This window comes from Nostoc sp. DSM 114160, from assembly GCF_053470305.1.
In genome coordinates this window covers 534,672-549,321 of the sequence record NZ_JBPFGO010000001.1, presented here as the reverse complement: position 1 = coordinate 549,321, position 14,650 = coordinate 534,672, and the positions used below count along the sequence as shown (strand labels likewise).

13 protein-coding genes and 2 pseudogenes are annotated in these 14,650 nt (G+C 40.6%); 11 read left to right on the top strand and 4 right to left on the bottom strand.

The features are described from left to right. Positions 1 to 74 precede the first annotated feature (74 nt). From NSTCB13_RS02585 to NSTCB13_RS02565, 5 genes are all read left to right on the top strand, one after another. Entirely contained in the window at positions 75 to 1,625 is a 1,551-nt protein-coding gene (locus NSTCB13_RS02585; RefSeq protein ID WP_445629792.1) for a helicase C-terminal domain-containing protein, read from the top strand. A gap of 148 nt (positions 1,626 to 1,773) precedes the next feature. Continuing rightward, positions 1,774 to 1,896, top strand: a complete 123-nt coding sequence (locus NSTCB13_RS02580; protein WP_448268569.1) for a hypothetical protein — start codon at positions 1,774 to 1,776, stop codon at positions 1,894 to 1,896. 17 nt (positions 1,897 to 1,913) lie between these two features. Then, positions 1,914 to 2,129 carry a DUF2839 domain-containing protein gene (locus NSTCB13_RS02575; RefSeq protein WP_445629794.1) on the top strand — a complete coding sequence of 72 codons (216 nt, stop codon included), beginning with the start codon at positions 1,914 to 1,916 and terminating at the stop codon, positions 2,127 to 2,129. Between the two features lie 1,030 nt (positions 2,130 to 3,159). Continuing rightward, positions 3,160 to 3,504 (top strand): DUF1815 family protein, encoded by a 345-nt coding sequence (locus tag NSTCB13_RS02570; protein ID WP_094350113.1) that lies wholly within the window; start codon positions 3,160 to 3,162, stop codon positions 3,502 to 3,504. 919 nt (positions 3,505 to 4,423) lie between these two features. Then, entirely contained in the window at positions 4,424 to 4,912 is a 489-nt protein-coding gene (locus NSTCB13_RS02565) for a hypothetical protein (RefSeq protein ID WP_445629795.1), read from the top strand. A gap of 188 nt (positions 4,913 to 5,100) precedes the next feature. On the opposite strand, the pseudogene NSTCB13_RS02560 reads toward NSTCB13_RS02565, so the two are convergent. Beyond that, positions 5,101 to 7,169 (bottom strand): annotated as a pseudogene (locus tag NSTCB13_RS02560) (CHAT domain-containing protein). 116 nt (positions 7,170 to 7,285) lie between these two features. On the opposite strand from NSTCB13_RS02560, the gene NSTCB13_RS02555 reads away from it, so the two are divergent. After that, positions 7,286 to 7,786 (top strand): acyl-CoA thioesterase, encoded by a 501-nt coding sequence (locus NSTCB13_RS02555; protein WP_322697481.1) that lies wholly within the window; start codon positions 7,286 to 7,288, stop codon positions 7,784 to 7,786. A 41-nt stretch (positions 7,787 to 7,827) separates the two neighbouring features. Here NSTCB13_RS02555 and NSTCB13_RS02550 read toward each other — a convergent pair whose 3' ends face one another. Beyond that, positions 7,828 to 8,025: a hypothetical protein gene (locus tag NSTCB13_RS02550; RefSeq protein ID WP_448271270.1), complete on the bottom strand. Its 198-nt coding sequence runs from the start codon at positions 8,023 to 8,025 to the stop codon at positions 7,828 to 7,830. A 568-nt stretch (positions 8,026 to 8,593) separates the two neighbouring features. Between NSTCB13_RS02550 and NSTCB13_RS02545 the strand changes: the two are divergent. From NSTCB13_RS02545 to NSTCB13_RS02535, 3 genes and pseudogenes are all read left to right on the top strand, one after another. Then, a pseudogene (locus NSTCB13_RS02545) lies at positions 8,594 to 8,801 on the top strand (type II toxin-antitoxin system RelE family toxin); the annotation flags it as partial. 117 nt (positions 8,802 to 8,918) lie between these two features. Then, positions 8,919 to 9,128: a hypothetical protein gene (locus NSTCB13_RS02540; protein ID WP_448271269.1), complete on the top strand. Its 210-nt coding sequence runs from the start codon at positions 8,919 to 8,921 to the stop codon at positions 9,126 to 9,128. After that, entirely contained in the window at positions 9,125 to 9,391 is a 267-nt protein-coding gene (locus NSTCB13_RS02535) for a type II toxin-antitoxin system RelE family toxin (protein WP_448271268.1), read from the top strand. Before NSTCB13_RS02540 ends, NSTCB13_RS02535 begins: the two co-directional genes overlap by 4 nt. 197 nt (positions 9,392 to 9,588) lie before the next feature. Here NSTCB13_RS02535 and NSTCB13_RS02530 read toward each other — a convergent pair whose 3' ends face one another. Both NSTCB13_RS02530 and NSTCB13_RS02525 read right to left on the bottom strand, forming a co-directional pair. Continuing rightward, positions 9,589 to 10,785, bottom strand: a complete 1,197-nt coding sequence (locus NSTCB13_RS02530) for a 1-deoxy-D-xylulose-5-phosphate reductoisomerase (RefSeq protein WP_448271267.1) — start codon at positions 10,783 to 10,785, stop codon at positions 9,589 to 9,591. 14 nt (positions 10,786 to 10,799) lie between these two features. After that, entirely contained in the window at positions 10,800 to 10,958 is a 159-nt protein-coding gene (locus tag NSTCB13_RS02525; protein WP_445629802.1) for a hypothetical protein, read from the bottom strand. 294 nt (positions 10,959 to 11,252) lie between these two features. Here NSTCB13_RS02525 and NSTCB13_RS02520 point away from each other — a divergent pair, with 294 nt between their 5' ends. Together NSTCB13_RS02520 and NSTCB13_RS02515 are read left to right on the top strand one after the other, a co-directional pair. Then, positions 11,253 to 12,560: a mannosyltransferase family protein gene (locus NSTCB13_RS02520; RefSeq protein WP_445629803.1), complete on the top strand. Its 1,308-nt coding sequence runs from the start codon at positions 11,253 to 11,255 to the stop codon at positions 12,558 to 12,560. Between the two features lie 45 nt (positions 12,561 to 12,605). Next, positions 12,606 to 14,591 (top strand): DMT family transporter, encoded by a 1,986-nt coding sequence (locus tag NSTCB13_RS02515; RefSeq protein WP_448271266.1) that lies wholly within the window; start codon positions 12,606 to 12,608, stop codon positions 14,589 to 14,591. Positions 14,592 to 14,650 lie beyond the last annotated feature (59 nt).

Genomic DNA, 14,650 nt, shown 5'->3' with positions numbered 1-14,650 from the left:
CAAATGACAAATGACAAGATAATAGAAATGGGGCAATTGGAAGTAAAAATCACTTTGTATGGAATTGAAAGCGTGTGATTGAGGCAGAAGTTCATTTGTCACTACATAACTTTTTGCGATCGCAAGCGGGGTTCCCTTCCTGGCCCCATCATTTGACGATGGCACGGTTGGTAGCACGCGCCTTGCGCCTGGGACGTAGCGCCCTAATTCAAGTAGGGGCAGTTAGTGGCTATCAAGGGCGGTATCGTACTAGTTTTGTAGCATCAGCCCTGATGTGGCATGGTCCTGTAATTATTGTTGCTCAAGAAACAGTGCAGCAACTTCTGCTGCGGGTGGAAATTCCCCGTCTACAGCAGTGGCTACCAACCAATAAATCGATTAGGACAGGTGATGCTTGGCCTGATGCCCAGTTCCAAGGGCTACTGTTGACCTCCCCAGAAGCTTGGTTAAAAGGACAGTTAGCTGGTGACTCACGCTTTCCCCAAGGCATTCCCACAATTATTGATGGGGTAGACGATCTTGAAGATTGGGTGCGTCATCAACTTACTCAAGATATTCAACCCGATGATTGGGAGCAACTCATGCTGGCTTGTCCAAACCAAGCTGAGGCAATTCGCGAAGCACGGATACAACTAACACACGAACTTTTTCAGCATCCTGCAAATCCATATCAGTGTTATTTAATTTCCCAGCCAGAAATAGAAATTTTAGGCCGTTTGTATTTGGCTTTAGAGTCAGTACAAGCACTGCCAGAACCTTGGAAAAAATTCTGGCAACAATTTCAAACCCTTGATGAAAATCTTTCCCCCCCTGCTCTCTTTTGGGCGACTATTGCCCATCGACAAGGTTTATTTTCTTTGCACTACGCCCCAATGGAATTAGGGGAAATACTCTCGCCGATTTGGCAGCGACAACCAGTAGTTTTAATTGGCAGCGCTATCGAACCGGAAACTGAGGCTCCCCTTTTCCGCCAGCGCTTGGGTTTGGACGATTTAACTTGCCTGAAGTTCTCTTCGGAAAATCAAGCGGAAGCAATTCAACTGTATGTACCCTATAAGTTGCCTCTACCCAACACGCCAGAATTTCAAGCGGCATTTATTCACAAAGTCCGCACACTGGTTTGTCTAAGTGCGACAGCGCCAGGATTAACGGTTGTCTTGGTGGGGGATGTACCACTAAAGGCTCAAGTTGCGGCAATTCTGGCTTCAGAGTTTGGTTCGCGGGTGCAAGTAGAAAAAACTTGTTTAGATGAGAATGGTATTTTGATTAGCGGTTGGGAATTTTGGCGAGAACATCAACGAGTTTTGCCAGCACCTCATCTGTTAATCATTGCGACTTTGCCCCTACCATCTTTAGAAAATCCTCTGGTAGCTGGTAGGGTAGCTCTTTATAAGCGATCGCATCAAGATTGGTTCCGTTTATACTTGTTGCCAGCAGCCTTGAATGAATTACAACGGGCGATCGCTCCAGTACGAGAAAGTCAAGGAATTGTGGCTTTGCTTGATAGTCGTGTAGTTAACCGTAGCTACGGCGCTCAAATTCTCGCAGCTTTAAGTCCTCTGGCACGCATTAACTATCTCGATCCCAGCCTGTTTTCCAATACCGATGAGGAAAATTCTGCTTAAAATTCAGTTACCAGTGACGCCATTTGACGGCAGTTGCTCCACTTGGGGAGACCCCAAAACCCTTCGGGTTCGGCAGTCCCCCATCGACGGAAACCGCCAAGACGGGGTCTGCCTCACCGCAGTGCCTCCCCAATGCCTAATTTAAATTTTGACGAAGCAAAGCGCGATCGCAAAGAAGCAAGATATTATTATCAGCTTATGGAAGGTGATGCGATTCATCGCCTTTGGAGTAGGCATGATTCCTGGCAAAATAAATTTAGAACCTAAGTAGAATTTGAGTTACTGATTATGGGTGAAGCAAAACGTCGTAAAACCGCACTAGGGGAAACATACGGTAAAGATACTCGGATCTTATCTTGGGTTCCGATCACAAAAACTCAAGGCGAACAATTTGTCACTTGGACTACTCGTGGTGCTTGGATAGGCATTGGTCTGATGATTGTTGGATGGTTAACAATCCGTTTTATCGGTCCAGCTTTCGGTTGGTGGCAAGTAGTCTATTAATTCTTAATTCATAATTGAATTAGTTGGATATCTAGGCTCCAACTAATTCAAGGCTGCTAAAAAAGACAATAACGCCCAAGTGTCTTGCCAATAATTACAAATTACATTAGCGCAACGGTGGGGAGTTTGCGTACCCTATGGAAAGCAAGCTATGCGTAGCCTCTTGTAAAAAGCATTATGAGGAATTACGAATTAGTTAACTGAGTTATTAATAAAAAATAATTACTCATTTTGGATAGATAATCGAAATATATTATATATGCATTAAATTTGGCAAAACCAAATTAAGATAAGAATCCTTCTAAATTATCGTGCTTTGGTTTGTGCAAGTTTTTGAAAATAATCCCAAAATAACTAGAAATATTGCCTAAATGGCAACAATACTTTGCTGAGTTTAGATATTGTCAGTGTTAAGTTTTCCCATTGTGGATTCTACACTCACAGTTGTCTCCTATGTACGTAACCTGAGTATAAACTATTTAGTTTATGCTTGTGCAACTACTTAGGCTAGAATTCGCACTGTTATCTGCTTAACTTTATATATATAGGAGGAAGGAATTTAGTATAAGTAATCATTTGTCTATACCAAAATCTACGTTATAAACAGAACAGATTAAACATCTAAGCATGAGACAGTATAACGATGGAAAACTACATTATAGCGTTTAATAACAGTGTATTTGACTGCACATAGCCAATAAAAACCAAATATGTAGCTTTTCTGTAGTTGACTAGTGCTAAATTTAAGTTACTCTTAAAGCGGATCTCTTGCTCTAAGAATCTACCCTGACAGAAGTGTATAAAGATATAGTTAAATTTAGCAATTCTGTCCGAGATTTTGAATTTGCAAACTGAATAGTTTGATACGGCCCTCAAAATCCCGATCCACTACCCTAAACAAAGTAGTCAATTCATGACTCAATATCATGTGTCTGGTAATTGTAATGGATAGCTTACAATACCAATGGGTGAGAAAATCTAAAGAAAATATAAAAGAAACTCAAATTACTGTGGTGTCTGGAGGACAAAAGTGTTTCTGAGACTAGCACATCAACATCGACAATTCGTCCAAGACTTAGTAATGAACCTGCAAGCCTTGGCGATTGTATTAGAGCGGCGTGGGTATCCTGCATCTTGCTATACCTGTGGCGATCAAATGAATAGTGCATCATTTATGGTTAGCTTGGGCGATAACCATCTGATTCGGTTTTTAGTGTCCGATTACGGCATTACTTGGACGGAAATGCGGGATGACCGCGAATTAATGAAGCTAGAGGGTGCAGAGGCAATTAGCCAACTAGATGAATTGGCCGATCTTGTCAAGCAATCTATGCAAAGTGATACAGGCTCTAAAACTCTTGCCAAGAAGTATTAAGATTTCAGAGGTCGATAGCAAATTAGAAATTGATTAGGTAACTGTTAATCGGTAAAAGTGGCTTAGTTAGCGATCGCTCATTACTGATTCTCCGTTACCATTAAGTGATTGGCACTTTATTAGCCTATCGCATCTTTTTTTGTATCTACCAAAATTTCACAAGCCAAATTGTTAACCTTGAGTTATCAGGTGTTAAAACGCACCACACTCAACCCCTTCTCCTGTAAAGACGCTACGCGAACGGGGAATTCAAAATTCTCTCATTCACCTCATAAAATCCCCATAAATAATGGGGCTTGAAACAAGGACTCTTTGTGCTTTGTACTTACGCATCGCAGCACAATTATTTCTAATTTTTCCATAAATCATCGGACTTATATCCTTTTATTCTTCCGCCAGAGGTGGCGTATATAGCTGCTCAATTCTGCAACATGAAAAGCGATCGCTCCTCATGTGGGAAAATCTTATCAAAACGCGATCGCAGTTTTCGTTAGGGCATTATCTAAAAGTATACGAGTGTCTAACGCTCTTTTATTACTCTAAAAAAATAAAAATATTTGTAGCGACTGTCTTGAAAATCAAGACAGTCGCTACATTTAGATTCTTCAAAACCTATAAAAATAAAAGGTTATAATTTTTCTTTAATGAGAGTAATAAAAAAGGGCTAATAAGTCAATTTTTATGTTAAGAATTGCTGAGATTTGGCGAATCGTGGTTTAATTACTGAAAAAATTTAACTATAAAAATCCGAATTTGATTTTTGAATAAAATTAAGTATTTGTAAAGTGCGTTACGACTTCAGTCTAACGCACCGAACCCTGAATTTGGTGCGGCGCTTGGACACTTAGGGCATGATTTCTAATTCTAAAACTCAAGCTAAAAATTCGATTCTAATCAGATGAAGAAGGACTGGAAGCTGATGAAAACAAATTGGAAAATAGGATTTGGTGTTCTTGCTACTTTTGCAACTCTTACACCTATGTCATCAGTTCTAGCTGATGAGCTTTTCTACAACACTAGCAATGGTGCGGGTGCTGTTGGTGTTTTCGATCGCTTTGGCAATTTCACACAATTAAAGGGCTATGCTGCGGGAACTTTTTCTACTGGTTGGTCACAAATAGTCAATACACCGCAGGGCGTCTTCTTCTACAACGCTAGCAATGGTGCGGGTGCTGTTGGTGTTTTCGATCGCTTTGGCAATTTCACACAATTAAAGGGCTATGCTGCGGGAACTTTTTCTACTGGTTGGTCACAAATAGTTAATACACCAAGGGGCGTCTTCTTCTACAACGCTAGCAATGGTGTAACTGCTTTTGGTGTTTTCGATCGCTTTGGTAATTTCACACAATTAAACAGCTCTACGGGAACTTTTTCTACTGGTTGGACAAAGATTGTAGAGCAGCCGTAGCTACTGGGCATTGAATTGTTATTTCTGACTAAAGACATGCTGAATGTGTCGATTCTAAATAATTTGTAAAATATTATCATATAAGCTTTGTTGACTGTTGACTGTCAAAGGTTAACAGTCAATACCGATAACGGATATTTTTCACAACTGAAATAGGATTGCCATAACCCAAAATTTCAAATCCAAAATTAAAGTCCATTGCCAATCAAAATAAACGGTGCCCAGTAGTAGGGATGACTAAAATTACTAATTGGCGTTGCAGATGTATTCTCATTTCTCGCCTTCCAGTTTCCAGTAATTAATGAGATTTGAGCTTGTCGTAGAGCTTCAGTTTTAGTCAACTTCTCAGAAGAGAGAATATGATAAAAAGCACTCATGATTGCTTGTGTACCACCATCATCTACAGACCACAAAGAGGCGATCGCGGCTCTAGCGCCAGTTTGTTGCATCTGATAGCCAAAGCCCAAAATTTCTTCACCATTACCTAACTTGCCTCCCAAGCCGGTTTCACAGGCGCTCAACACTACCAAATCTACATTCGGGAGTGACCAAGTGGCGACATTTCTAAAATTAACGCGATCGCCATTCCCGAATAAAATAAACGAATCTTCTGGTTTACCAACCACAAAGGCTGCATGAGTCGCTAAATGGACAATTGTATAATCATCCATTTGGGGTACAGCGACTTTAGGAGTAAAGGCATGTCTAAAAGCTTCGTAGTTTCAGGAACCGCTGCTGCTAGACTTTCCACCTCCCGCACTGCAAAGGGTAAGCCAGCGAAAGCAACCTGTCGATTCCCAACTTTGATTTGATAATTACCTTTAGTAAAAGCACCCGCTAAAACCCGCAAAGTAGATTGTTTTGGGGTGTTTAAGTTAGTCAGGCTAGCGGATGTAATATGATTCACATTGAAGCGCTGCACTAACCATTGTTTACCATCATATAAAGCAGTTAAAGGAATGTAGCGTAAGCGATCGTCTGGAGCGTAAATCAGAGTTTGCGTACCTGATACCTTCAAGTCTTTCTCTATCGGTTTAATTAGCCAGTCATATAATTGGCGTGCAGGTGCTTTGATATTTCGACTGGGATTGATTAAAGCTTGACGGAAAGCATCAATTGTTTGATAGAAGTTTTCGCGCTTTACAGCAACGGTGCGATGGATTGGTGGGGATTCAGGAGTTACCAATACCAATTCCAAACTATCTTTTAAAATCAGTGGGTAGAGTAATGCCGATTTTTGCGGTAATCGCGCCAAATTATCTCGAAGTTCGTTAAGACTTTCCAAATCCAAATTTTGCCGCCTAGCTGTACGGCTAATTTGCTCTACCTGTGCTTTCACTGAAGGACTATTGATAAATTCGTTAAATCCATCTAGAAGTTGCTGTTGATTTAAGACTAGTTGCTCGATACGTTGTTTCTGTTTGAGCGATCGCTGTTCGGGGGCAATTTTGCGTAGTATTGTTAATTCTTTACCCAGTACAACAGCATTATCCACACTTTGATCCAGCTTTTGTTTAATTGGTTTTTCTGTTGCCGCTATATTAATACCTTTGACAGTACGTTGATTACCTGGCACATTCTGGAGATATTCCTCTAGTTCTTCAACTTTGAGTAAATCCATTGTCCTTTGTGCTTCAGCAACACGTTCTTGTTTGAGCAATCGTTCGCCCAAAATGCGATATGTCTGGCTAACAGTTATGTTGTAAGCATCTGGTTGCGGCGCACTCAATGCTGATGGATTCAAGCGAGCTTTCTCACGATTAATCAAACAATGCTTGTAGAAAAAAATTGCTAACTCTGGTTGGTTTTGGATATCGAATAAGTAACCTATGTTACTGTAGGTTTTGCCAAGTCGAACCAGATCCCCAAGTTCTTTGTTAATCAATAAGGCTTGCTGATAGGATTGAAGTGCTTCAGGATACTTTTTTTGACTTTGGTAGATTCTGCCAATATTGTTAAATGTTACCGCTTCCCAAGAGCGCTCTCCAAGGTCTCTACTGATGGTTAATGCTTTCTGTAATTTCTGCAACGCTTCTTTTGATTGACCTTGACGAGATTCTTTGATAGCTTCTTCATTGAGCCTTGCAATTTCTGAGAGTTGATTATTCTTGGGTAAAACTTGAGCTTTTTCTCCAGATTCGTACCTCAACCTTGCATTTGTATTTACCTGGTTATTGTCTGGATATACCATCCCAAAACCTAGTAAGCTAAGTAGAGATAAAGTAACAACACTCACATGCCGGAGATTAGGCTGCATCACAAAACACTCCCTATGCTCGGAAGGTAAATATTAAATCAATAAGTCCGGCAACGCAATTAATTTTTATGCTATTCAATAATTTGGAAAATTTATAAACACTGAGAAATTTGAAGATGTCAGAAGAAAAACCCAGCCGACCAAAACTACCACCAACCAGCGCTCTTGACAATCCATCCAGTCATGAGTTTGGGAATTGGTTTGAATATCCTGTCAGAGTCCAACCCCACCACACTGACTATGCCGGTCTTGTCTGGCACGGTTCCTATATAGCTTGGATGGAAGAAGCGCGGATTGAATGCTTGCGATCTATAGGGATTGAATTTGCTGATTTAGTTGCTATAGGCTGCGATTTACCAGTTGTAGAACTGTCGGTGCGCTATCACCGTTCAATTCAATTGGGTATGGCAGTGCTGGTAAAAACCCGCATGGCTGAGGTGACTGGTGTGCGAATCAATTGGGATTACGCCATTATCTCAACTGATGGACAACAATTGTACGTCACAGCTAAGGTGACTTTAGTCGCTTTAGATCGCGAAAGAGGGAAGATTATGCGTCAGTTACCGCCGAGTTTTAAAGATGCATTAGCCAAGATTTCAGCATTAAATAACAATTGACCAAAAAATTAATTCTAAATTTTGCATTCATAATTCATTTTTTACTTGCCGATTTGGATCTGTGACAGATTTTGAGCAAACTGTGTTGCGTAATGCCAAATATCTTGGGGTGTAATGCCAAAACTAATATTTAATAAAACAAGGATTGCCGCAAGAGTTAATGCAGTGTTCACGGTTGCTTTCAGCAATTTCCATAATATTATGAAGACTATCCAAGCTATAATTAACGTAATAATCATATATATTCATTCCTGAATAATTGCCCTAGTGTCAGAAGATCTTTATTTAGAAAGGGTAAATTTTTATCTGAAGTCAAAATTACTATTGCTAAAGCTATTAAACCTAATTTGGAATAGATACTAAAGCTAAGATTTTTGTCTAACTGTGCCAATGCCATATTAGCTGAAAATCATCCAATTATTCGGGTAAAAGGCAACTTATTTGGCAATTTGGCAAAATTACTGGAAAGACTTTTTAAAATTTTTGTATCAATAATCACAAGATACAATAGTTAGATTAGGACTGCGATTTGATTTTTGAAAACATCCTGAGACTGAAAAGGCTGTTGTATACTAACGCGAGGTTGCAACCATTTAAAAGAATACCTCGCTTCCCGTCCCGATTGGTGAAAAGAAATTTGCCCTGAAAGTAAATAGCCACGCTACGCATTTGTGATGTTGTGAAAGTGCGATCGCATTTTAGTACTTTGGGAGGGACTGCGATCGCATTTATTGTTGATGAGATGAAGTGCGATGTTTGACGACAAGCCACTATGCGTCTATGCATTTATTGTTGATGGGATGAAGGGCAAATAAAGCAATGTCACTGAATGTTGACCCCTTACCCGCAGATTATAAAGAATTAACTGGTTATCCAGGATACTATCGCGTACAATAAGAGAGAATATCGTATTGTTTACCGCTTTGATATAGATGCAGATTTGGTTGAAGTGATTTTAGTAGGTAAACGTAACGACGATAAAGTTTATAAGCAACTCAAACGTTTGCTGGGTTAGAGATTTATAGGGGCGATGTCTGACGACAAGCCGCTGTGTGTCTACGCATTTATTGAGGTTTATGGTATTGAAGGGCGATCGCCATGCTAGTATCAATCCAAAGCTTAAGGAATTTATATGACAGAACTTAACCTTGACGAAGAAAAAATTAAGCAACTATTTAAAACCGCACTCACCGAAGTTATCCAAGAACAGAAAGAAGTATTTGCTGATTTGTTAGCAGAAATTATTGAAGATATAGCTTTAGAAAAAGCTATTAAAGAAGGTGAGGATACAGAAACAGTCAGCAGGGAGGCGATTTTTAAGATTTTGGGAAATAAAGGATGAATGTTGAGTTCAAAAAGAGCTTTGAAAAAGATGTGAGTAAAATCAGAGATGAAACTTTGCTGCAAAGAATACAAGCCGTAATTGAAGAAGTGGAAAAGGCAGAAAATCTAGGAGAAGTTAACAATATCAAAAAACTTAAAGCTGATGGTGATTATTATCGTATTAGAATTGGAGACTACAGAATTGGATTAACAATCTCTGATGATGCTATTGTTTTTGTTCGAGCATTGCAAAGAAAGGATATTTACAGATATTTTCCTTAATGACAGTTTAGAGCTTTAAAGGCTAATTATTTTTTTGTACTAATATCAGCGGATTTTGACATTCAATAGTAGATGCATACTGGATGCTGTAATTTGTAGGAATAACCGTTAGCCTTCAGTATTAAGCTGAAGGCTAAACAAGAATTGGTCAAGAACCAACCAGAAAATTTGCCTTTTAGGTATTTGATTAAAGGCTTTTATCGCAGAGAGATGATCCGCGACTGAGTTTCTAACGTTTCACTTGCTATTAAAACTTCTTGTCTTGCCCATTGATCTGCTGCCAAAATGTCATCTAAAGAGGGATTAACACGGTTATTATTTTGATGGCGATCGCACACCCATTCGATACACCGAGGAATATCTAAAAACCGAATTTTTTCTTCTAAAAATAAAGCTACAGCTTGTTCGTTGGCAGCGTTCAATACAGCTGGCATAGAACCGCCAGCTTTACCCACAGCATAAGCCAACTGCATACAAGGATACTTCTGGTGATCTGGTTCGCGGAAGGTTAAATTTCCAGCTTTCACCAAATCTAGTCGTTCCCAGTTAGTGTAAATGCGATCGGGCCAAGATAAAGCATACAGCAAGGGTAAGCGCATATCTGGCCAACCGAGTTGGGCTAAAACTGAAGTATCTTGCAATTCAATCAGTGAGTGAATAATGCTCTGGGGATGAATGACAATTTCGATATTGTCATAATCCAAGCCAAACAGGAAGTGAGCCTCAATTACTTCCAGTCCTTTATTCATTAAAGTAGCAGAGTCTACTGTGATTTTCCGTCCCATCGACCAATTAGGATGCTTCAAGGCATCAGCAACGGTTACATCTGCTAACTTTTCTACATCCCAGTCGCGGAAAGCCCCACCAGATGCAGTCAGCAAAATTTTCCGTAAGCCATCTTTGGGAACACCTTGGAGGCATTGAAAGATTGCGGAATGTTCGGAATCAGCAGGGAGTAATTTTACACCATGTTTTTCGACTAGGGGTAGAACCACAGGGCCGCCAGCAATCAGAGTTTCTTTGTTTGCTAAGGCAATATCTTTACCAGCTTCAATCGCTGCGATCGTCGGTAGCAAACCAGCACAACCAACGATCCCAGTGACAACGGTTTGGGCATCGCCGTAACGGGCAACTTCTATCACTCCGGCCTCACCAGCCAGTAGAATCGGTTGGGGATTGAGGTCAATGATTGCTTCTTTGAGCGCTGGTAATTTATCTTCTGAGCAAATGGCTGCTATTTCCGGCCGAAACTGTCGAATTTGAGCAGCCAACATCTCTACATTGTTCCCAGCTGCCAATCCCACAATCCGAAACCGATCTGGGTACTGAGTGACAATATCTAAAGTCTGAGTACCAATAGAACCAGTTGAACCAACGAGAGTAATCGCTTTCACAATTGCTTAAGGATTTACAGACAACTCTCACTATAAATTGCTGGGGACTCTTTAATCACAGCGATCGCCATAATCGATACACTAACGAGGAGGAGAGACGCAAAGAAAGAAAATATCCCCGTGTCTTCTTGTTCGCGTACCTGTTTGTGCCAATCCCAATCCGTTAATTTCAACTCGATAGACTGCTAGCACGGCGGAAATCCTGCTACGATCTCAAAGCAGACAAGGTTTAATTTTCATATAACTAGACAAAATTTGTATTTATAAATACTATATTTTAAAAGATAAATTCTGAGAGAATTGGCAAAAGTAACCAAATAGGAAATAATTTCAATTAATTACTCATCTGTCCAGTTTCTTAATTATGTTGGTGGAGGATTTAATATGCAAAATCTTACTGATAAATTGCTGGATTGCAGCCATAGGTAGAAAGATGCATAAAGGAGTTTGTTGAAGCACTCAACCCTATGGTCAAAGCTCAGATAGTTATAAAAAAAATTTTATGGAAAAATGATTTCCTATTTCCAGCAGCAATATGGCTTGCCAGTCGAATATTTATCTGGACTGCTATGTTGCTGGTTGCGCCAAAACTATCATTACCAGCAGAGGAATTTTTGCCCCGTTTTGGCTGGGGGGTTTTTGATGCTTGGGATAGTATCCATTATCGAGCGATCGCAACTTCTGGTTATGAATTTGTGAATGACGGTAAGCAACATAATCTGGCCTTCTTTCCCCTGTTTCCCTTAAGCATCTGGATTTTGATGGAGTTGGGCTTACCGTTTGAATTGGCAGGCACATTAATCAACAACTTGGCATTTTGTGCAGCACTTTACTGTTTGTACTTTTGGGTCAAGGATTGTTATGGCATCAATGCAGCACACTGGGTAACTGCTGTGCTTTCTTTGTATCCAGCTTCGATGTTTACGGGAGTGATTTACACAGAGGGGCTGTATTTGTTTTTGAGTACGGCGACATTGCAGGCGTTCGATCGAAAGCAGTATGCCTGGACTGCTTTTTGGGGCGCGATGGCGACAGCAACACGTCCTACAGGTATGGCACTAATTCCAGCATTGGCGATCGCAGCCTGGAAAGAACGCCGACCACCTATTGCCTATATAGCCGCTTTGACTACAGCTATTGGCATACTTCTATTCAGTTTGTATTGTGCGATTTATTTTGGCGACCCTTTAGCTTTTATCGAAGCACAGCGAGGATGGCGACCAACTCTCGGATTTGATTGGCAGGGTTGGTTAAATATGTTCATGCAAATTGCCGTCGGTAGTAAAAATTGGCAATTTGGCTGGGTGCAAAACTCCTCTGGCGGGATTCAAGACCCCTGGTATCTCCTGTTATTGGGGGCGATTGTTGTCAGTGGCTATCTTTTATGGCATTTCCGTCAACGTTTTGGTTCTGTAAAATTATTTTATAGCTTTTATGCTTTAGTCTTATTTTTGTTGATTCTGGCAAGCGAACAGTGGATCGATAACTTCCTCAACTTGTTCATGGTCTTGGGTGGTGGCTATGTGTTGTGGCGCTTCCACACGCAACTGACCCCAGTTACAGTTATTTATGGCTTTTGTGGTATTGGTTTGCTGCTAGCCTCTGGAGGTACTATCTCTTTGAGCCGTCTCGCCTACGGTATTGTGCCTCTGAATATAGCCATTGGTGTGCTGCTATCTCACTATCCTCGTCAAGGATATTTAATATTAGGCGCTTTTGTGACATTACTAGCCAAAATAGCTGTAGGATTTGCCCAAGAGCATTGGGTTGGTTAAAGGGTTCGATCCATTATTGCGAAGAAATTGAATTGAAATTTCCTAATGAATGTATTCAATCAAACGAAGATAGCGATCGCTTCATTATTTCTAGGTGTAGGTGCCATATCTTTTGGCTCTATTTTTATGAAATTGAGCGAAATTGAACTCAGCCCTAGTGCAACTGTATTTAATCGTTTTTGGCTTGCTAGTGTGGCCTTCTCGATCTGGCATGGATACAAAGCAATACGGCAACGATTTTCCGCAGACAAACCTGTAGAACAGCAGTCTTACACCAGTCAGGATATGTTGCTATTACTAGGTGCTGGTATTCTTTGGGCTGCCACTTTAGTTTTGTTAGCTTGGTCGCTGACTCAAACTAGTGTTGCGATTTCTAGTGTGTTGCATAATCTCGCTCCCATATTTACTAGTTTAGGGGTGTGGCTGCTATTTCGTAAGGATTTTGAGAAGCAATTCCTGATTGGCATGTTCATCGCCCTTGGGGGAGCGATCGCTATTGAATTTGAGGAGTTGCAAATTGCTACAGACGAGGTTCAAGGCAGCTTGGCTGCGATCGTTTCGGCGGTTTTATTGAGTGCATACCTGCTGATCGTAGAAAAATTACGAACTAAATTTTCTCCAGCTACAATTCAATTGTGGATCTGTGCGATCGCCGCTCTAGCTATTTTCCCCATACTTTTGTTCACTCAAGATCGGCTTTTCCCCTCTACAGTCAGTGGGTGGGTGTGGGTAATTTGCTTGGCGCTGGTTTGCCAAGTTTTAGGTCATGGGCTTTTAACCTATAGCCTTGCCAAGTTTTCCTCTGTGGTTGTCTCCTTGGTGCATCTGTTAGAGCCAGTATTTAGCGGCATTTTCGCTCTGGTAATTTTTTCAGAAAAATTAACTTTCTCGAATTGGATAGGTTTCGCTGTAGTTTTAATGGGTTTATACTTAGCCATATCTAGCCAAGCTGCTATTAATTACCCGTTCCAGGAATCAGTCAACAATATAGTTAACATTTTCGTTAAAAGTATGACGATTAAACTGTCATTACTAAAGCAACAATTCTCCGAAACACCGGCTTTATTGGGAACTGTCTCATTATTGTTTGCCTTAATTCCCATATCCTTAGCACCATCTTTGACTAAATTGTGTCAACAAGAAATCGGTGCAAATGCTGTAGTATTTCATCGTAGTTGGATTGCAACAGTTGTCTTTGGTTTGTGGAATGGACTTGAGGCTTTCCGCTACCAACAGTCTATTGAAGGAGGCAGGAGGCAGGGGGCAGAGGGCAGCATTACTCCTGTCTTACTTGATAACCAATCTATAGAACAGAAGCCTTTTACAACTCAAGAAGTGTGGCTATTGTTGGCAATGGGAACCTCTGCTGGAACCTATCTTCTATTATGGGCTTGGTCGCTGAGTCAAACTAGTGTTGCCAACGTGGCTTTACTGTCTAATTTGAACTCTTTATTTGTTGCTTTGGCTGGGTATTTATTATTCGGTCGGCGTTTCGACAATAGATTCGTGATTGGTCTGGTCGTCGCTTTGGGTGGAGCGATCGCATTTGAACTCAATAAGGTACAATTTGCAACCGATCAAATATTAGGTGATGCATTAGCATTGCTAACTGCGGTTTTCATGGCTACGTGTATGCTGCTGATAGAAAGGCTCCGAACCAGATTTAGCACTGCAACTATCATGCTGTGGCGATGTGGAGTGACAACAATGTTTCTATTACCAGTCCTGCCATTCCTCGAAGATAGACTATTGCCCTATTCTTGGATGGGTTGGTTTTTCATAATTTTCCAAGCTCTCTTCTGCCAAGTATTGGGTCAGGGACTTTTAGCTTATAGCCTTAGCAGAATCTCTTCAGGCGTTGTCGCCGTCACGCTTCTTTTAGAACCAGTTCTAGCTTCCATTTTTGCTTGGTTTATTTTTGCAGAACAAGTAGGTTTATTTGACTGGGCGACTTTTGCCGTAGTTTTAATGGGTATCTATCTAGCTCAATCTAGTCAATCCATCGTTCAAGTAACAAACGAAGGATCGTAGCAGCGCTATTTATCCAAAGTTAAATTTTAGAGAATATGTCTCTAAAGGATAAATTCATT